The sequence below is a fragment of the Curtobacterium sp. MCBA15_008 genome, assembly GCF_001865065.1.
GTDB lineage: Bacteria > Actinomycetota > Actinomycetes > Actinomycetales > Microbacteriaceae > Curtobacterium.
Genome location: NZ_MJGN01000075.1, coordinates 53,652 through 70,953 on the forward strand (window position 1 = coordinate 53,652; position 17,302 = coordinate 70,953).

Here is a 17,302-nt window from a genome sequence, read left to right on the forward strand (position 1 = left end):
GCCTCAGCCGGCCGGCACCCGCCTCCAGCGGAGCTCGACGGTGAAGCGCCGTCCGTCGGGCGCCTCCCGTGGCGTCCCCGCCTCGTGGAGGAGCCCGTTCTCGATGCGGACGCGTCGTCGCTGCTCGCCGGCCTGCCAGTCGGTGAACAGCGACGTCACGATGTGGCGGGTCACCGTGCCGGTGTCCTCGTCGAGCGTGAACGGTCCGGCGTAGGCGATGAACCGCTGCGCCATGGCCGCGAGCTGCCCGTCGGTCGCCCGTTGCGGATCGGTCGCACCGCTCCGGGGGCGGGACGCGTCGCCGAGGGTCGCGGAGACGGAACCGTCGGCCGTGTAGATGATGTAGCCGTCGGCGGTGGGACCGAACTCCGGCACCTGCTCGCCGTCGTCGAAGGTCTGCACGGCGCTGACGAGCGTCCACGCGCCGACGAGGTCGTCGACGGTGACGGCCGTGGGGGTGTCCGCTCGCGACGCGGTCATCCCTCGGCCTGCCGTTCCTGCTGGCCGATCTGGTCGACGTCGATGTCGGCGCCGAGGAACGCGGCGCCGTCCGGCACGGCGAGACGCATCTCGGAGATCGGTGTGATCCGGACACGCGCCTCCCGCACCGCCACGTCGAGCACGTGACCGCCGTGCTGACGGGCGTCGTCGACGTAGTGCAGGTGGTAGCCCGCGACGGAGATCGCCTGCTCGAACCGCGGCGTCCGGAAGCCCGCGACGGTACCGGTCGTCTCGTGGAGGGTGTTCGTCGTCTCGTGCGCGGTCGCTTCGACGAGCGGTGGGTACGGCTCGTGCTGCTCCCCGACCGTCCGGGTCCGGACGGTGGAGAACGTCCCGTCGATCCGCACCGCGACGGGCAGGTTCGGGCTGCCCACCGCTGCGTCGACGCGGGCGGTCACCGCCGCGAGGGTGCAGGGCTCGTCGACGGTGATCTCCGTCGCCCCGTGGAAGCGCATCACCGCCGCGTACGGCGTCCGGTCCGTGCTCGACGCGACGGTCACGCTGCCGTCGTCACGGAGGTGGTAGCAGACGCCGTCGACGACGACCATCTCACCGTCGAGGTGGTTGAAGGTGCCCAGCCCGAAGTCGCCGTGCTCGAGGAGCTGCGCCACCGTGACGTCTCCGTCGTAGACGCCCGCCAGGAGGGCCGAGATCGTCGACGTCTGGTAGACCGCGTAGTCGTCCGAGTCGTCCACCCGGTGGGTGGGCTGCGATGGCGTGGTCATTCGAAGGAGTCCGCATCCAGGTGCGCCGCGATCTCGGCGTTGCGGCTGTAGTCGACCGCGACGTCGATGATCGACACCCCCGGCTCGTCGAGCGATGCGCGCAGCGCGGTCTCGAAGTCGGCGAGCGTCGACACCCGCCGTCCGGTGCCGCCGAAGGTCGCGGCCAGGGCGACGGAGTCGTAGTCGCCGAGCTGGACCCCGGAGGTCCGGCCGTACTTCAGTTCCTCCTGGAACGCGACCATGTTGTAGGCGTTGTCCCGCATGATGATCTGGGTGAGGGAGAGACCGAGCCGGTTCGCCGTCTCGAGCTCCTGCGCGGAGAACAGGAACCCGCCGTCACCGGCCACCGACACGATCTGCGTCCCCGGCCGGAGGAGCGCGGCAGCCATCGCCCAGGGAAGCGCGACACCGAGCGTCTGCTGGCCGTTCGAGAAGAGCAGGTGCCGCGGCTCGTACACGCGGAAGTGCCGCGCCATGAAGATGTAGTTCGAGCCCATGTCGCACGCGACCGTCGCGTCGTCGTCGAGCACGTCCCGCAGCGTCAGGACCAGTCGCGCCGGGTCGACCAGGCCGAGTGCGGCGTCCGCCGTCCTCGCGTGGTCGTCGATCGCCCCGAGCTGCTCGCGGTGCTCGACCGCGCGGTGTCGCGCGTCGTCCGAGAGCGTCAGCCCGGAGACGGCGGGCAAGAGTGCGTCGATCGTCGCCGCGATGCTGCCCCGGAGCTCGAGGGCAGGGCGGTAGTGGCGGTCGTACGCGGCCGGGACGGTGTCGATGTGGATGACCGGTCGGTCCACCTCCGCGTTCCAGATCACCGGGTCGTACTCGACGGCGTCGTACCCGACCGCGATGATCAGGTCCGACTCGGTGAGCGCGAGGTCGGCGGGCTGGTTCTTGAACAGGCCGACGCGTCCGAGGTAGTGGTCCTCGAGCTCGCGGGAGACGAGGCCCGCGGCCTGGAAGGTCTCGACGACGGGCAGCTCGGTGTCGGCGAGCACGGCCCGCAGTGCACGGACGCTCTCCGGGTCGGAGCCGCGGAGCCCGACGAGCAGCACCGGACGCTGAGCCGCGCGGATCAACTCGGCGGCGCGGGCGATGTCGTCCGTCGGAGCCGGCCCCAGGGCGGGCGTGAGGTTGGCCGGACGTCCGGCCGGGAGCGGTGTCGCCGCTGCCGCCAGAACGCTCGCCGACAGCACCACGGCGGCGGCACCCTTCGGCTCGGTGGATGCCGCCCGGAACGCGTTGGCCACGGCCTCGCGGACGTCGTCCGGATCGGTGGACTCCGTGGTCGACTTCGTGACCGTCGCCAGGAACGCAGCGGCGTCCATCGACTGGTGGGTGCGCTTGAGCCGGTCGGACAGCTGGACCGCGCCGGCCAGGGCGACGACGGGATCCTGCTCGGTCGTGGCGGTGAGGAGGCCGGTCGCGAGGTTGGTCGTCCCCGGCCCGGACGTCACCAGCACCACGCCGGGGGTACCGGTGAGCCGCCCGACCGCCGCGGCCATGAACGCCGCGTTCTGCTCGTGTCGGCAGACGACGAGCTCCGGCCCGCCGTCGTTGAACGCGTCGAAGACGGCGTCGACCTTCGCGCCGGGGATCCCGAAGACGTACTGCACCCCGGCTTCGGTCAGCGCGTCGATGACCTGGTCGGCGCTCCGGTGTGGGTCGATGTGGTGCTGCGCGTCTTGCGTCGCCGCTGTGGTGGTTGCCTGGTCGGTCATGGTGCCGTTGCCTCTCGTCGGTGGTTTCGTGTCGAGGGTCGGTGCTGCCGGGACCCCTGGCGCCCTGCCGCTCCTGGCCCTCATCGCAGCAGAGCGACCGGCGCGAGGAGAGCGTCATGCGACTCGATCCGGGGCCGTCGAACCCCGGTCGGGTCAATCGACGCAAGCAGCAGGAGCGCGACCCCGCGACGCTCGGACCAGCGGGCCTTCCGGCCCCCGGACGGAGGAGCGGACACGATGCCGGAGCGGACGAGCACCAGGGACGTCGACGAGCACGGGCGGCCGCCCGTGGCACACCGGCTGCTCGCCGAGGCCGCGGGGACCGCGTTCCTCGTGCTGGCGGTCGCCGGCACCGCGCTGTTCGACACCGGGTTCCGTGACGTCCACCTGGGATCAGGGTTCGTCGGGGTCGCCCTGGCACTCGGCATCAGCGTGTTCGTCGGCGCGAGCGCATTCGGGCCCGTGTCAGGCGGACACTGCAATCCGGCGGTGACCGTGGGGCTCGCGACGGCCGGCCGGTTCCGCTGGCGGGACGTCCCGCCGTACGTCGCCGCGCAGGTCGTCGGTGCCGTCGTCGGCGGGGGCGCGATCGCCCTCGTCGCGGCCGCGAGCGGGCGCTTCGCTGCACTGTCGGCATCCGGTTTCGCGTCGACGGGGTGGGGTCCGCTGTCGCCGGGCGGCTTCGGGTTCTGGTCGGCCTTCTCCGTCGAGGCGATCACGACCGGGGTGTTCGTCGCGGTCGTGCTGATCGTCACCCGACGTGCGACCGCCGTGACACCGCTGGTGATCGGTCTGACCCTGACCGCGGTCGCGTTGATCGCGATCCCGGTGTCGAACGGGTCGTTCAACCCGGCCAGGTCGATCGGGACGGCGGTGTACGGCGGCCCGACCGCCGCTGCACAGGTGTGGTTGTCACTCGTCGCGCCCACCCTGGGCGCCCTCGTGGTCGGTGCCGTTGCACGGGTGCTGGACTGGCTCGGACGAGACCGGGTCAGGTGACGGCGGGGGAACCGCGACCTGCGGCGAGGCGCTCGGAAAGGCTCTCGCGGACGTCCGGTCGAGCTGCGCCGGGACTCGACCGGAGCGAGTCCATCGCAGCCTGGAAAGCAGCCGTTGCCCCATGAGCGTCACCGATCGCGGCCAGGGCGTCCCCACGGTCACGGAGCGCAAGGACCTCCCCGAGTCGCCAGTCGAGCCGGGCCGCTTCCCTGCGCGCCCGGTCGGCCGCGGCCACTGCGGCTGCCCACTGCCGCTGCGAGAGCAGGAACTCGGTGCGGAAGCTCATCGCGGAGACGGCGTCGAAGCGGGCGACCTGGTCATCGGGGTCGGCGGCCAAGCGCTCGGACGCATCGCGCTCGAGCTCGTCGAACGCTGCCCCGGCGGCAGCGCCGTCACCGAGCCGACCGAGGACGTTCGCGAGCCGCACAGACGCCTGCCGCCGCCCGTCGACGTCGTCGATCTCGGCGAAGACGGACACCGCCCGGGCGGCTGCGACCAGGGCGGCTTCGTGGTCGCCACCGGTGGAGAGCGCCCACGACTCGTAGAAGCTCGCCCACCCCTCGACGGATCGGTCACCGGCTGCACGTGCCGCGCTCCCCGACGCTCGTGCTGCACGGACGGCCGACGCGTGGTCTGCCCGTTCGATCATCTCGGCCCACGCGACGTACCCGAGGTGCACACCCTCGAGACGCGCGTCCCCGAGCGCCTGTGCGGCGGTGACCGACAGTGCGAACAGGTCGCGCCAACGCCCCCAGTCCGACCAACGGTCCGAGAACCAGTGCAAGGAGTCGGCGACGTCGACCACGGTGGTGTGGTGTCCGGCCGCGGCGGTCGCCTGGAAGGCCCACCACCAGTGTCGCCACTCACGTTCGATCCACGACCGCGCGGTCTCAGCGTCCGGCAGCCCGACACCGTCGTTCCCGGCCGCGGCGCCGTCTCGGTCGGGCTCGAACCACGCCCCGGCACGCTCGAGCTTCACGAGCAACCACGACCGGAGCCGGTCCGTCGCCAGCGCCTCGGCGTCCCCCGTTCCCTGTCGCAGGCGATCCAGGGCGAAGAGCCGGACGAGGTCGTGCAGCCGGTGACGGTCGTCGCGACGGCGCTCGACGAGACCGAGGTCCACCAGTTCGTCCAGTGCGTCCTGCGCGTCGAGCACCGGGACGTCCGCAGCGGCAGCTGCCGCACGGGCATCGAAGTCGTCACTCGTGATCACCGAGACCGCGCGGAAGACCCGTGCGGTCACTTCGTCGAATCCGTCGTACGAGAGCGCGAACGCCGCAGCGACCGCCAGGTCCCCGGCCACCAGTCCGCGGAGCCGACGGTCCTCGTCTCGGAGCCGGGCGACCACGTCCTCGACGTCCCAGGCCGGCCGGGCGAGGAGCCGGTTCCCAGCGACACGCAGCGCCAGCGGGTTCAGCGCACAGAGCTGCGCGAGCTCGTCGAGGTCACCACGCGAACGCTGTCCCACGGGGACGATGCGTTCGAGCAGCCGGACGCCGTCCTGCCCGGTGAGCGGCTCGAGGGTCACCCTGCGCATCCCGGGGTGGAGCGGGAGCGCACGTCGCGAGGTCACCAGCACGGTTGCACCCTCGGGGACGAGCACGGCGGACACCTGGTCGTCGGACGCCGCACCGTCGAGGAGCACCACCGGCCGGTGTTCCGTCGCGAGACGCTGCCACGCGGCCGCAGCGGCGGCGAACGTCCGCGGGGCCGCGGTACCGCCGACCTGCGCGACCAGCGCCTGCAGGACCCGCAGCGGGGTGAGCGGTCGAGCAGCGAGACCGTCGAGGTCCACGAAGACGGCCCGCCGGTCCGCGCGACGGACGACCTCGAGCGCGGTGGACGTCTTCCCGATGCCGGGTGCGCCGTGCACGAGTACGGAACTGCCGGGACCGGCGGTCGTGAGGTGTTCCTGGATGATCCGGAGCTCGTCGCGGCGCCCCGTGAAGTCGACCACGGCCGGCGGCGGCGTCGTCAGGAAACGGGTGTCGGGCACGACGGTGTCCTCGACGGGACGTGCCGCTACCAGCACCTCGTCGCGGGCTTCCCCGGGGAGCGCGAGCGCCTGGACGACCGCTTCGATCGTGCTTCGCCGGGGGTTCGTACTCACCCCTCGTTCGATGTCGCTGAGGGCACGGGCGCTGATGTCGGCCCGCACGGCGAGGTCCTCGAGCGTGAGCCCTGCGGCCAGGCGGGCCCGCCGCACGAGGTCGCCGACCGACGTCCGTTCCGGGCTGGGGGCCATGACCCGAGGGTGGCACGTGGGCCGAGACCCGGCAAGACGACTCCCGGGCTCGGATCGAGCGGTTCCGCCGGCCGCACCCGTCGCCCACGGTCAGGCCGACCTGACGCCACCGATCCGGCGGAGGTCCGCGTGTCCACCGACGACGCTGGCCAGGTAGGCGAGTGCCGCCGAGTCCGACGAGCCCGGGTCGGCCCAGAAGACGCGCAGGGTGACGCCGGACCCGGGGACGTCGAACTCCTGCCACGCGAGTTCGACGGCACCGATCGGCTCGACGGCGTGGCGGGAACGCCCGTTCGGCCACGGCAGGGTGTCGTACCGCGCCCAGAGGCGCCGGAAGTCGTCGTCGCGGGTCGACAGGGCTCCGACGATCTCCCGCAGGCGCGGATCGTCCGGGTCGCTGGAGAGCCGGAGGGCCGCGACGCTGCGCTCGGCGGTCGTCGCCCAGTCGCCCCGCGCGGCCTCCCGGGCACGGTCGGTGAAGACGTCGACGACCAGGTTGCCCCGTTCGGCGCTCGGCATCCCGCCGAGCGCCGCCGCGAGCTGGTTCAGCTCGAGCACGTCGTGGTTCCGATCGCGCACCAGCACGGGGAGGTGGCGCCACTCGGCCAGCAGCGCCCGGACGGACCCGTCCACGACACCGGCGTCCTTCCGTCGGACCCCGCCGTGGGCCAGGTCGGTCATGAACGCCGTCGATGCGCCGTCGAGGACGAGTGCGCGCGCGAGCGCACGGAGCACCGCATCCGAAGGGACGTGACCGCGCCCCTGCTCCAGCCGGAGGTAGTACTCGGCGCTGATGCCGGCGAGCGCCGCGACCTCGGCGCGCCGGAGTCCGGCGACCTTGCGCGTCGGGTCGCGGTCGAGGCCGACCTGCTCGGGCTGGACGAGTGCGCGACGAGCCCAGAGGTACTCGCCGAACGCCGCTCCGCTCCGCATCGCACCCTCCCTCCTCGCCGGGTCCGGCCCGGGTCCGTCGATTGCACCGCGTCGCCCCGGCGTGTCGCCATGCGGAGGACATGCGGAATCGACCGGACGGCTCGTCGGGCGACCGCACGACGAGCACCTGGTCGCAGAGGGCTGGCGGCTGCGCCGAGCACCTGCGAGGCTTCGACCGTGCACCCGACACCCGGCACGACTCCCCTGCCCGATCTGCTCCGGCGGACGCGACTCGACGCGGGACTGACGATCCAGTCGCTCGCGGATCGGTCGACCGTGAGCCCGCGCGCGATCAGTGACATCGAACGCGGGATCAGCACCGTGCCCCGACGGCACACGGTCCTCGCCCTGGCGGCCGCGCTCGGCCTCGACGCTGCCGGGCGCGACCAGTTGCTCGCTGCCGTCCGCGGCAGTGCCCGCAAGCAGACCGCGGTCGGGCGACACGCGACGGTCACGCCCCTGCCGGTCTCCGACTTCACCGGGCGCGACGTCGAACTCACGCGCCTCGCGGCGCTCCTCGACACCGGCCAGGACCCGCAGACGATCCTCGTGTCCGGTCCCCCGGGGATCGGCAAGACGTCGATCGCCCTCGAAGCCGCGCGACGGACCGAACGGACCATCGTCTTCGTCGACCTCGACGGACTCGGCACGGATCCCCTGACGTCCGTCGAGGTCCTGCAGTCCCTGCTCCGCCAGATCGCGACGGTCGACGGGACGGTACCGGAATCCGCCGACGCCCTGGCCGCGCTCTGGCGGGAGGTCGCGGCCGAACGGCAGCCGCTCGTGGTCCTCGACAACGCCGGGTCCGAGGCGCAGGTCCGCCCCGTGGTCACGCCCGGAGTCCGCGGCCACGTCGTCGTGACCTCGCGCCGGGTGCTCAGCGGACTCAGCGGCGCGCAGCACCTGTCCGTCGGGCACCTCGGTGTCGACGAGAGCGTGCAGCTGCTCACGAGCATCATCCCGGCCGCGCAGCGCGACGGAGCCGACCTCGCCGAGCTCGCCCGACTCTGCGACCACGTCCCGCTCGCCCTCCGCATCGCCGCGAACCGGGTCGCTGCCGATGCTGACCGCACGGTGCAGGACGTCAGCTCCGGACTGCGGTCCGAGGAACGTCGGCTCCGCGACCTCGTCGATGGCGACCTCGCGGTCGAGGCGGCGTTCGAACTGTCCCACCGCGGCCTCGACACCGCGACCGCTGCGCTGTTCCACGCCGTGGCGGTCACCGACGGGCACGACTTCGACTCCGGGGTGGCGGCCGTGGCGGCGGACGTCGACGTCGACACTGCACAGGACGGCCTCGACACGCTGGCAGACCTCGGGCTGCTCGAACCCCTCCGCGGGGACCGGTACCGCCTCCACGACCTGATCACCCTCTACGCCCTGCAGCACCTCCGCGCCGACGGACCGGATTCCGAGGCAGAGCACCGCCTCCGGCTCCGCCGTCGGCTGCTCACCCTCCTCGAGCGTGCCGGCGCCTGGTTCGAGCCGGACCGCGACCCACTCCGGCAGGGCGCGGACGCAGCGGGCTTCCCGGACACCGACGTCGCGCGGGCCTGGATCGAGCGCGAGTGGCCGCTGTGGTGGGCAGCGTTCCGCCAGGCCGCTGCGGCGGGCGAGGACACGGTCGTGCTCGACGTCGCGGACGCACTGCACTGGTACTCCGACCTCTGGTCGCAGTGGGGTAACTGGCGCGACCTGTTCGCGCGCGCCGTGGCGGCGGCTCGACGCGTGGGCGACCATCGACTCGAGGCCATGCACCTGGGGTACGTCGCGTGGGCCGAGCTCCGCGAACGCGCCGACCCGCAGGCGGCCGTCGGCGCCGCCAGGGAGGCCCGATCCGCAGCGGTCGCAGCCGCTGACCGGACACAGGAGGGATGGGCGCTCGTCTACGAAGCCTGGGCCACGACGCGGGTGGCGGGCAGAGCACCCGATGCGCTCCCGCTCGCACACGACGCGATCGCCGCGTTCGCGGAGAGCGGGGACGAGCTGGGGCGCGCACAGGCGGACAACCTCGTGACCCTCGTCCTCGAGCGGATCGGTGACGACGCGACGGCGCTCGTGTCCCTGCGTGGTGTCCTCGACCGTGCACGCGCGGCGCACCTGGAGGACCCGAGCACGATCACGTCGGTCACGCTCGTGACGGCGCTGCTGATCGCCACTCGACTGCGCCGGAGTACCGGAGATCTCGAAGGATCGCTGCGAGCGGCAGACGAGGCGATCGGAGTGGCATCCGCCGTCGAGATGAACGTCGACCACCTCCTCGCGTTGCGCGAGCGCGGCGACACGCTCGCCGCGCTCGGTCGTCGGGCCGCCGCCCACGAGGACTTCACCCGGTCGCTGCAGCTGCTCGACGCCGAGAACGAGACCGGGTACGCGAGCGAGTGGCGCGCGGGGCTGCTGGAGCGCCTCGATGACGGGAGCGCAGGATCGAACGGTACCGACGAGCGAGGAGCCGCAGTGGGACGAGCGCATGGCTGACCGACCCGACGCCCAGGGTGGCGGCTCCTCCTCGCGCCGGACGTTCCTCCGTCGAGCCGGCATCGGCGCCGCCGGAGCCGCACTCGGTGCCGGGGCCGTCGCCGCCGGCGCCGCGTACGACGCCTCGGTGCACGACGCCCGGTACGGCTTCCACCCGCTGCCCGAGCGTCCGGAGCCCGGCTTCGACCACGTCGTCGTCCTGATGTTCGAGAACCGGAGCTTCGACCACGTCCTCGGCCGCCTCTACGCCGACGACGAGCTGCGGTCCGGGCAGTCGTTCGAGGGGCTCCAGCACGGCACGCACGAGAACCGCGCTCCGGACGGGACCGTCGTCCCCGCGCACGTGTACGCGGGGCCGACCGACGTCGTGATGAGCCAGCCGGATCCCGATCCGGGCGAGTTCTACCCGCACGTCAACACGCAGTGGTTCGGCACCGTGGACCCGGCCAGCAATGCCGACCCGGTGCGGAACGGGTACGCGGCGCCGTTCAACGCCCCGAGGGACACCAGCGCGCCGACGATGTCCGGGTTCGTCCACGACTACGTGGTGAACTTCCGCATCGAGCGGGGTCGCGAGCCCACCGTCGAGGAGTACTCGCGCGTGATGGGCGGGTTCTCCCCCGCGATGCTCCCGGTGTTCTCGACCCTCGCGAAGGCCTTCGCGGTGTACGACCACTGGCACTGCGCCGTCCCCTCGCAGACGTTCTGCAACCGGTCGTTCTTCCACGCGAGCACGTCGCACGGCTACGTCACGAACGGCCTCGACGGCGGGCCGCAGAAGTGGCTGGGCGCCGAGGCCGTCCCGACGCTCTTCAACCGGCTCGAGGACGCCGGCAAGAGCTGGCGGGTGTACTTCGACGCGCGACAGGTCGTGTCGTTGACCGGCTTCCTCCACGCCCCGTCCATCGAGAAGTACTGGAAGTCGAATTTCCGGAGCATGGAGCAGTTCCACGAGGACGCCGCGAACGGGACCCTGCCGGACTACGCCTTCGTCGAACCGCGGATGATGTTCGACCACAACGACATGCACCCGCCGGTCAGTCGTCCGGCCGAGAGCACCGGGTCCGAGCGCGCCGAGGTCGACTCCGCGATGTCCGACGTGCGGGCGGCCGAGGTCCTGCTCGCCGAGGTCTACGGCGCCGTCCGCGGCGGCCGCAGCGAGAGCGGCTCGAACGCGATCAACACCGCGCTCGTGGTCACCTTCGACGAGCACGGCGGGATCTACGACCACGTGCCACCGCCCGGCGCCGTCCCGCCGTCGGGGTCCCCGGAACCCGGCGAGATGGGGTTCACCTTCGACCGTCTCGGTGGTCGGGTCCCGACCTTCGTCGTCTCCGCCTACACGGAACCCGGCACGATCATCAACGACCCGATGCACCACGCCGCGATCGTCCACACGGTCACCGAGCAGCACGGGCTCGAGCCGCTGACCCACCGCGACGCCGGCGCCCGCGGGATCCACAACGTCCTCAACCGGACGTCGCCGCGGCAGCCGCAGCTCTGGCCCGACGTGGCGCGGCCGTACGTGCCGACCAACCCGGAGTCGAGCCGGAAGCCGCCGAGCGACCGGGACCGCGACCGCCCGCTCACGGCACCGGGGATGGGCCTGCTCGGGCTGCTCCTGGCGAAGTACGACCCGGGGGCGCCCGTCCCGAAGACGTTCGGGGACGCGTACGACGTGCTGACCGAGCACGGCCATGGCCTGTTCGGCGACCGCGACCAGCCCGTTCGCGCTCCTCTGGGCCGTCAGACCGGTCCGGTCCGTGGACCGGAGCTGTGAACAGGACGAACCACACTGCGATCTTGGTCCGGGGCGGACCGGAGGCGCGGTGCGGGGCCGCCACGCGCCTCCAGTCCGCCTCCGCACCCGTCCCGAGGAGTGACGCGCTCGGGGGCTACTTCAGCAGCCCCTCCTTGGTCAGCCAGTCCTTCGCAGCCGTCGTGGCCTGGGCCTTCTCGCTGCCCTCGACCCGGTTGCGCAGCGCGATGAGGTCGTCGGTCGTCAGCTTCGCGGAGATCTTGTTCAACACCGAGGCGAGCTTGGCGCTGTAGATGTCCTTGTTCAGGAACGGCAGGATGTTCTGCGCCGCGATCAGGTTCTTCGGGTCCTTCAGCACCTGCAGCTTCTTCGTCACGAGGTCGGGCGACGTCGTGTAGATGTCGGCCACCTGCACCGTGTCGTCGACGAGCGCCTTGACCGTGTCCGGTCCGCCGTAGTCCTCGATCGACTTGAACGTGACCTTGTCGACGCCGTAGGTCGACTTGAGACCGGGGATGCCGTAGGGAAGGGTGCCGAACTGCGGGTTGGCGCCGAGCGTGAACGGCTCGATCTTCGACAGGTCGGAGATCGACTCGAGGCCGTTCTTCTTCGCCTCCGCCTGGGTGACCACGTAGGCGTCCTTGTCCTCGGCCGGCGACGGCTCGAGCACCTGGAAGTCCTTCGGGATCTCGGTCTTCAACGCGGCGTCGACGTCCTCGGTCGTCTTCGCGCTGGCCTTGGTGTCGTAGAAGAACAGCAGGTTGCCGTTGTACTCCGGCATGAGGTTGATCGAGCCGTCCTTGAGCGCGGGGATCGTGGTCTGTCGGGGGCCGAGGTTGAACTTGGTCGTCACCTCGAACCCGGCGTCCTTGAGCGCCAGCGCGTACATGTTGCCGAGGATCTCGCTCTCCGGGAAGTTGAACGAACCGACGACGATCGGCGTGCTGCCCGATCCGTCGCCCTTGTCCGAGGTCGCTCCGGTGGGGTCAGAGGTGGAACACCCGGAGAGTGCCACGATCGCCCCGATCGCCATCGCGCCCGCGAGGATGCGGGTTGTGGTGCCTGCTGTGAACATCAGTGGTCCCTTTCGTCGACGGGCATGACCGTCACCGCACGGCGCCGGAGTGGCAGCGCGCGGACGTTTGTGCGTGAGCGGCGGGCCGGTCGGGCTCCGCCGCGTCGGGTGAGTCGCTGTGCGAGGGCGAAGAGCCCGTCGATCACCAGGGCGAGCACCGTCACGAGCAGCGCCCCGCCGAGGATGAGGTCGTTGTCGTTCAGGCTGATGCCGGTCGAGATGATCGCGCCGAGTCCGCCGAGCGAGATGTACGACGCGATCACGACCGTCGCGATGACCTGCAGGACGGACGCTCGGATCCCACCGATGATGAGCGGCAGCGAGAGCGGGACCTCGACCCTGAAGAGGATCTGCAGCTCCGTCATCCCGACCGAGCGAGCGGCGTCCACCGTTTGCGGGTCCACGGACTCCACCCCCGCGTACGCCCCGGCGAGGATCGAGGGGATCGCCAGGACGACGAACGCGATGATGGACGCGATGAAGGCGGTCTGCGTGAACGGCACGGTCATCCCGATGATGACGAAGAGGGTGCCGAGCAGGCCCAGGGTCGGCAGCGCGCGCATCGAGCCGGTGAAGGCGATGACGAAACTCCGCCCGCGTCCGGTGTGACCGATGTACAGGCCCAGTGGGAGCGCGATGAGGGCGGCCAGGGCGACCGAGATGAACGTGTAGAGCAGGTGCTCGCCGATCCGGTCCTGGATCGGGAGCGGCGTCTGGAGTCCGGGGCGGTAGTTCGCCGGGTCGAAGAGCCACGCGACGGCGCTGAGGAAGTACTGCACGGTCAGGCCCCCCGCTCGATCGTCGTCAACGCCGCTCGTCGCCGCGACCGGCGCACCCGCCGCGAGGTCCGACGCGACCACGGCATCAGCAGGCGTCCGATGGCCACCAGCACGGTGTCGAAGACCAGTGCGATGACGAGGCTCGCCACCACTCCGACGAGGATCTCCTCGAGGAACTGCCGCTGTCGGCCGTCCGTGAACAGGAACCCGATGTTCGCGGAGCCGACCAGGGCCCCCACCGAGACCAGGGCGACGGTGCTCGCCGAGACGACCCGCATGCCTGCGAGCAGGACGGGGCCGGCCAGCGGGAACTCGACCGACCAGAACCGCGTCCACGCGGAGAAGCCCACCGAGGTGGCCGAGTCGACGACGTCCACCGGGACGGCGGCGAACGCATCCGTCGCCAGCCGCACCATGATCGCGACCGCGTACACGGAGAGCCCGACGACGATGTTCACGGGATCCGTGATCCGGGTGCCGAGCAGGTACGGCAGGATCACGAAGAGCGGCAACGACGGGATCGTGTACAGCAGACTGCCGCCGCCGACGATGACCGAACGGACCGCCTGCCAGCGGTTCGCCACCCAGCCCAACGGGACCGCGATGACGAACCCGAGGACGACGGGCACCGCGGCGAGCGCCGTGTGGGTGACGGTGAGGCTCCAGATGAGCCCGAAGTTCGCGAAGATCCAGTTCAGGTCGGCATCCCAATCCTCGTCGGACAGCCCGCGGGTGGGGTTCGTGCGTCCGGAAGGACCGCTGCCTCGCCATCAGGATAACCGCGCAGGGCGGTCCTGACCGGACGGCTTCGGCGATCAGGCGGTGATCACGGTGACGCCCGCTGCACGGAAGCGGTCGATCAGGTCCGACGTGATGCCGTCGTCGGTGATCAGCGTCCAACCGCCACCGAGCCGGGTCCACGCGTGGAACTCGGACTGCGCGAGCTTCGATGAGTCAGCGAGGACGTAGACCGCTTCCGCACGGCGAGCGATGAGCTCCTTCAGACGGATCTGCCCGAGGTCCGCTTCGCAGAGCCCGCGCTCCGGCGACACCGCGTCCGCACCGAGGTACGCGGCATCGAACGTCAGGTACTCGAGCGCGGCCTCCGTCAGCGGACCGACGAACCCGTTGCTCAGTGCCCGGTACTCGCCCCCGAGCATGACGAGCCGAACGTCGTCGCGGTCGGCCATGTCGGTGATGACCCCGACGCTGGTGGTGGACCGATACAGAGATTGGTCGTCGGCGGGCTGTTCAAGCAGGTGGACGAGCACCCCGCGCTCCTAGCTCTTGCCATGCACAGCGCGACGCTCGCGGACCGCTTCGGCGAGAGCGGGTCGGGCCGTGCCGACCGCTCATCCCGTCTTCAAGCGTCCAGCTCGCACGCTGACTGCCGGAACTTCTCGTCAGAGCTCGGTACAACCGACCTATGGGCCGCAGGACGAGGTGTGATAGATCCGACAAGCGGAGGCCCGACAAGAAGCGCCGTCCACCCGAAAGTCAACGGCGCTTCAAGTCGGTGATCACCGATCGGCAAGGTGTCCGACCAAATGCCCGCGCAACCAGAGGCCCGCGTCGCAACGGAGGACCGCCACTCGCGTTCTACTGCTTGGACAGCCGAACGGTGGCGGTGCTACCTGCGATGCTCACAGGGAAACTGATCTCATCGTTCTCGTAGGTGAAGTCCTTCGTCGCATCCGTCGATGCCAGCAGCGCCGTGTCGGTCGCTGCGGTGTCTCGCGTTGACGTCCAGGTATACCGCGTGGTGTCGTCAGTCGGAGGCGTGAAGGTGCCAACCCAGAAAAGTGACGTGGTGTCGCCGTTGTCGGTGACAAAGTTGGCCGTGATGGTATTGCCAGAGATGGCGGCGGTCATCCAACCGTCATCGCTCGCCGAGTTGTTCTGCTTCCAGTCGCCGGCCAGGTCGGGAATCACGACCGCTTTGGGCGTCGGGGTCGATGTAGTGGTCTTGGACGGAGTGGCGGCGTCCCGTGCAGGTGCGTCAGCCGGGTTTGTCGCGCTGCACCCTGTGAGAGCCAAGGTGGCGGCAAGGGCAATCGGAGCGATCAGCCGCTTCACTGGAACCACCCCGAGACGCCTACAGTGAAGGTGTCGCACGGTGTCTCGAACAGGTCGTGACTGAACGAGACGGTCGCGTCCGCCTCGATGTCTCCGGTCTCAGTGGCGTAGTCGAGGGTCGATGTGGTCAGCGTGTCGCCGCTGAAGCAGTAAATCCCGACCGAGTACGGCCCGGTGAGGGGCTTACCGGTCTTGTTCACCGCGGTACCGATGATCGACTTTCCGTTGTTGTCGGCCTGCGTGACGGTGAGCGGTGCCGAGTTGTACGAGGAGGTGTCCGCTGGCGACGTCGATGCCTTGAAGTCGTACTGCACGCCGGAGTCCGGCACGGACGACACGTCTTCGAAGTAGATGTAGCCGAAGCCGGCTTCTCCCGGCTTCACCTGCGCTGGGACAGTGTCCTGGCTCGAGCCACTGGCGACGACCTTGCCGCTGGCCGACGCTGTCCCGGTGAAGTCCACGTGGGAGATCGACGCCGTGGTGTTGTTGCGGAAGGCGAACGCCAAGGTGCCGCCGCCGATGCCGTCTGGCTTCAGCGGCGCAGTGGTCACGACAGAGACCTTCCCTGCGTCGCCGCCGGCTACCTTCGGCGTTGCGTTCCCAGCGAGGTATCCACCGGCGTTGAAGGGGAGGGCAGCGACCGTCGCCGACGTGGGAGTTGGTGAGGCGGTCGAGGACCCGCCAACGGTTCCTGCTGCAACATTGGAGGTGGAGGACGTGCTGCAGCCAGCGAGGAGGAGGAGAGCTACACCTCCGAGTGCGGCCGACGCGAGCGTCTGCTTCGAGATCATGGTGGGGTGTGGTTCTTTCTTGAGCGTCCGTCGAAACTGTGGTTTTCCTCAACGTAGTGGTTGGAGCAATGGCGCTAGACACCCCAGTTGTGGAGCAGAAAAGAACGGCGGTTGCCCGCACGTTTGATCACGCGCCGGTAACTCCGTCGAGCTGGCACACAGCTCCGCGACAGTCAAGGCAGCCGCTCCAGCGTCCTGCCAGTAGTCCCAATCGACGAGGTCCACGGCTGGGCGCCACCGCCCACCCGAACTGAGCATTCACTGGCTTCGCTCGATAACCGAGCCGATGCCCCTGCCCGAGAAACAGGCCAGGGGCGCTCGTCGTTCACAGACTCGCTTGCGCTCTGTGAACTCGAGCTCACGAACGAGCGAGAAAGCCGTTCAAAGCGGTGCGGAGACGTCGACTGGCAGCCCCAGAGGTCAACGCAGGCAAAACACCGTCCAGGAATCCTGCAAGACCGATCGGCCCCGAGCTCCGCCTCCAGGATTCGAACCCGGACCTAACGGCACCAAAGGCCGTCGTGCTGCCATTACACCAAGGCGGAACACACCCCGCGGAGTGCCCGACCATCCTCCCATGCCGACGAGGTTGGCCGTGCAGCCCTCGCTTCGGCCAAGATGGTGGGATGCCGCAGGAGGACGAGGTCGATCGCATCGTCGCTGCGTGGGGACGTGAGCGTGCCGACCTCGACTTCGGGCCGCTCGAGGTGCTGTCCCGGGTCGACCGGCTCGCCCGACACCTGGACCGCGCGCGTCGCGCCGCGTTCGACGAGAGCGACGTCGAGCCGTGGGAGTTCGACGTCCTGTCGGCGCTCCGGCGGGCGGGCGACCCGTACGAGCTCAGTCCGAAGACCCTCCTGCAGCAGACCCTGGTGTCGAGCGGCACGATGACGAACCGGGTGGACCGCCTGACGGCCCGGGGCCTGGTGGCCCGTCGCACCGACCCGAAGGACGGCCGGGGCATCCTCGTCTCGCTCACGAGCGAGGGGCGCAGGGCGGTCGATGCCGCGATCGCGGACCTACTCGCCGCGGAGCGGGACATCCTCGCCGGCGTCTCGGACACCGAGCAGGACCAGCTGTCCGGCCTCCTGCGCCGACTCATCCTCGGCCTGGGCGACTGACCGCACCGCGTTCGGCTCCCGACGCGACTGACCGCCCGCCTTCACCCGGCAGGACGAACGGGGCACCCTCCCTTCGGTCCAGCGGCCGATGCCGACGAGCGG

15 protein-coding genes and 1 tRNA gene are annotated in these 17,302 nt (G+C 70.6%); 4 read left to right on the top strand and 12 right to left on the bottom strand.

The genetic code is table 11. The features are described 5' to 3' along the window. Nucleotides 1–3: 3 nt before the first annotated feature. Genes BIU96_RS18475 through alsS form a run of 3 tightly spaced genes read right to left on the bottom strand, consistent with a single transcriptional unit; the run spans nucleotide 4 to nucleotide 2,944 of the window. Nucleotides 4–480 carry a lipocalin-like domain-containing protein gene (locus tag BIU96_RS18475; RefSeq protein WP_071294070.1) on the bottom strand — a complete coding sequence of 159 codons (477 nt, stop codon included), beginning with the start codon at nucleotides 478–480 and terminating at the stop codon, nucleotides 4–6. After that, nucleotides 477–1,226 carry an acetolactate decarboxylase gene (gene budA, locus BIU96_RS18480; RefSeq protein ID WP_071294071.1) on the bottom strand — a complete coding sequence of 250 codons (750 nt, stop codon included), beginning with the start codon at nucleotides 1,224–1,226 and terminating at the stop codon, nucleotides 477–479. Before budA ends, BIU96_RS18475 begins: the two co-directional genes overlap by 4 nt. Further along, nucleotides 1,223–2,944 carry an acetolactate synthase AlsS gene (gene alsS / locus BIU96_RS18485; protein WP_083403074.1) on the bottom strand — a complete coding sequence of 574 codons (1,722 nt, stop codon included), beginning with the start codon at nucleotides 2,942–2,944 and terminating at the stop codon, nucleotides 1,223–1,225. Before alsS ends, budA begins: the two co-directional genes overlap by 4 nt. A gap of 237 nt (nucleotides 2,945–3,181) precedes the next feature. Between alsS and BIU96_RS18490 the strand changes: the two genes are divergently transcribed. Continuing rightward, nucleotides 3,182–3,943: an aquaporin gene (locus BIU96_RS18490; RefSeq protein WP_083403075.1), complete on the top strand. Its 762-nt coding sequence runs from the start codon at nucleotides 3,182–3,184 to the stop codon at nucleotides 3,941–3,943. Here the strand turns inward: BIU96_RS18490 and BIU96_RS18495 are convergent. Together BIU96_RS18495 and BIU96_RS18500 are read right to left on the bottom strand one after the other, a co-directional pair. Further along, nucleotides 3,936–6,188 (bottom strand): helix-turn-helix domain-containing protein, encoded by a 2,253-nt coding sequence (locus BIU96_RS18495; protein WP_071294072.1) that lies wholly within the window; start codon nucleotides 6,186–6,188, stop codon nucleotides 3,936–3,938. The genes BIU96_RS18490 and BIU96_RS18495 overlap by 8 nt on opposite strands. 90 nt (nucleotides 6,189–6,278) lie before the next feature. Next, nucleotides 6,279–7,121 (bottom strand): helix-turn-helix domain-containing protein, encoded by an 843-nt coding sequence (locus BIU96_RS18500; RefSeq protein ID WP_071294073.1) that lies wholly within the window; start codon nucleotides 7,119–7,121, stop codon nucleotides 6,279–6,281. A 177-nt stretch (nucleotides 7,122–7,298) separates the two neighbouring features. On the opposite strand from BIU96_RS18500, the gene BIU96_RS18505 reads away from it, so the two are divergent. Together BIU96_RS18505 and BIU96_RS18510 are read left to right on the top strand one after the other, a co-directional pair. After that, the gene (locus tag BIU96_RS18505; RefSeq protein ID WP_071294074.1) at nucleotides 7,299–9,599 is read left to right on the top strand and encodes a helix-turn-helix domain-containing protein; all 2,301 of its coding nucleotides are present in this window, start codon (nucleotides 7,299–7,301) and stop codon (nucleotides 9,597–9,599) included. Beyond that, nucleotides 9,592–11,379, top strand: coding sequence for an alkaline phosphatase family protein (locus tag BIU96_RS18510; protein WP_083403077.1), 1,788 nt, complete (start codon nucleotides 9,592–9,594; stop codon nucleotides 11,377–11,379). The genes BIU96_RS18505 and BIU96_RS18510 overlap by 8 nt, the downstream gene beginning before the upstream one ends. Nucleotides 11,380–11,494: 115 nt before the next feature. Here BIU96_RS18510 and BIU96_RS18515 read toward each other — a convergent pair whose 3' ends face one another. The 7 genes from BIU96_RS18515 to BIU96_RS18545 all read right to left on the bottom strand — a co-directional run bounded on the left by BIU96_RS18515 (nucleotide 11,495) and on the right by BIU96_RS18545 (nucleotide 16,624). Beyond that, nucleotides 11,495–12,433, bottom strand: a complete 939-nt coding sequence (locus tag BIU96_RS18515; protein ID WP_071294076.1) for an ABC transporter substrate-binding protein — start codon at nucleotides 12,431–12,433, stop codon at nucleotides 11,495–11,497. Further along, nucleotides 12,433–13,212, bottom strand: a complete 780-nt coding sequence (locus BIU96_RS18520) for an ABC transporter permease (protein WP_071294152.1) — start codon at nucleotides 13,210–13,212, stop codon at nucleotides 12,433–12,435. Before BIU96_RS18520 ends, BIU96_RS18515 begins: the two co-directional genes overlap by 1 nt. 2 nt (nucleotides 13,213–13,214) lie before the next feature. Next, nucleotides 13,215–13,841 carry an ABC transporter permease gene (locus BIU96_RS18525; protein ID WP_368072983.1) on the bottom strand — a complete coding sequence of 209 codons (627 nt, stop codon included), beginning with the start codon at nucleotides 13,839–13,841 and terminating at the stop codon, nucleotides 13,215–13,217. Nucleotides 13,842–14,027: 186 nt separating this feature from the next. Beyond that, nucleotides 14,028–14,483 (bottom strand): DeoR/GlpR transcriptional regulator, encoded by a 456-nt coding sequence (locus BIU96_RS18530; RefSeq protein ID WP_083403078.1) that lies wholly within the window; start codon nucleotides 14,481–14,483, stop codon nucleotides 14,028–14,030. 328 nt (nucleotides 14,484–14,811) lie between these two features. Continuing rightward, the gene (locus BIU96_RS18535) at nucleotides 14,812–15,288 is read right to left on the bottom strand and encodes a hypothetical protein (RefSeq protein WP_071294079.1); all 477 of its coding nucleotides are present in this window, start codon (nucleotides 15,286–15,288) and stop codon (nucleotides 14,812–14,814) included. Further along, nucleotides 15,285–16,079 carry a hypothetical protein gene (locus tag BIU96_RS18540; protein WP_139200149.1) on the bottom strand — a complete coding sequence of 265 codons (795 nt, stop codon included), beginning with the start codon at nucleotides 16,077–16,079 and terminating at the stop codon, nucleotides 15,285–15,287. Before BIU96_RS18540 ends, BIU96_RS18535 begins: the two co-directional genes overlap by 4 nt. A 473-nt stretch (nucleotides 16,080–16,552) precedes the next feature. Then, a tRNA-Gln gene (locus BIU96_RS18545) sits at nucleotides 16,553–16,624 on the bottom strand. Between the two features lie 81 nt (nucleotides 16,625–16,705). Here BIU96_RS18545 and BIU96_RS18550 point away from each other — a divergent pair. Beyond that, nucleotides 16,706–17,200, top strand: coding sequence for a MarR family winged helix-turn-helix transcriptional regulator (locus BIU96_RS18550; protein ID WP_071294081.1), 495 nt, complete (start codon nucleotides 16,706–16,708; stop codon nucleotides 17,198–17,200). Nucleotides 17,201–17,302: the final 102 nt, after the last annotated feature.

Bases quoted from the DNA above. Each gene is read 5' to 3' on its own strand.
- BIU96_RS18475 (WP_071294070.1), bottom strand. From the start codon at position 480: ATGACCGCGTCGCGAGCGGACACCCCCACGGCCGTCACCGTCGACGAC.
- budA (WP_071294071.1), bottom strand. From the start codon at position 1,226: ATGACCACGCCATCGCAGCCCACCCACCGGGTGGACGACTCGGACGAC.
- alsS (WP_083403074.1), bottom strand. From the start codon at position 2,944: ATGACCGACCAGGCAACCACCACAGCGGCGACGCAAGACGCGCAGCAC.
- BIU96_RS18490 (WP_083403075.1), top strand. From the start codon at position 3,182: ATGCCGGAGCGGACGAGCACCAGGGACGTCGACGAGCACGGGCGGCCG.
- BIU96_RS18495 (WP_071294072.1), bottom strand. From the start codon at position 6,188: ATGGCCCCCAGCCCGGAACGGACGTCGGTCGGCGACCTCGTGCGGCGG.
- BIU96_RS18500 (WP_071294073.1), bottom strand. From the start codon at position 7,121: ATGCGGAGCGGAGCGGCGTTCGGCGAGTACCTCTGGGCTCGTCGCGCA.
- BIU96_RS18510 (WP_083403077.1), top strand. From the start codon at position 9,592: ATGGCTGACCGACCCGACGCCCAGGGTGGCGGCTCCTCCTCGCGCCGG.
- BIU96_RS18515 (WP_071294076.1), bottom strand. From the start codon at position 12,433: ATGTTCACAGCAGGCACCACAACCCGCATCCTCGCGGGCGCGATGGCG.
- BIU96_RS18540 (WP_139200149.1), bottom strand. From the start codon at position 16,079: ATGATCTCGAAGCAGACGCTCGCGTCGGCCGCACTCGGAGGTGTAGCT.
- BIU96_RS18550 (WP_071294081.1), top strand. From the start codon at position 16,706: ATGCCGCAGGAGGACGAGGTCGATCGCATCGTCGCTGCGTGGGGACGT.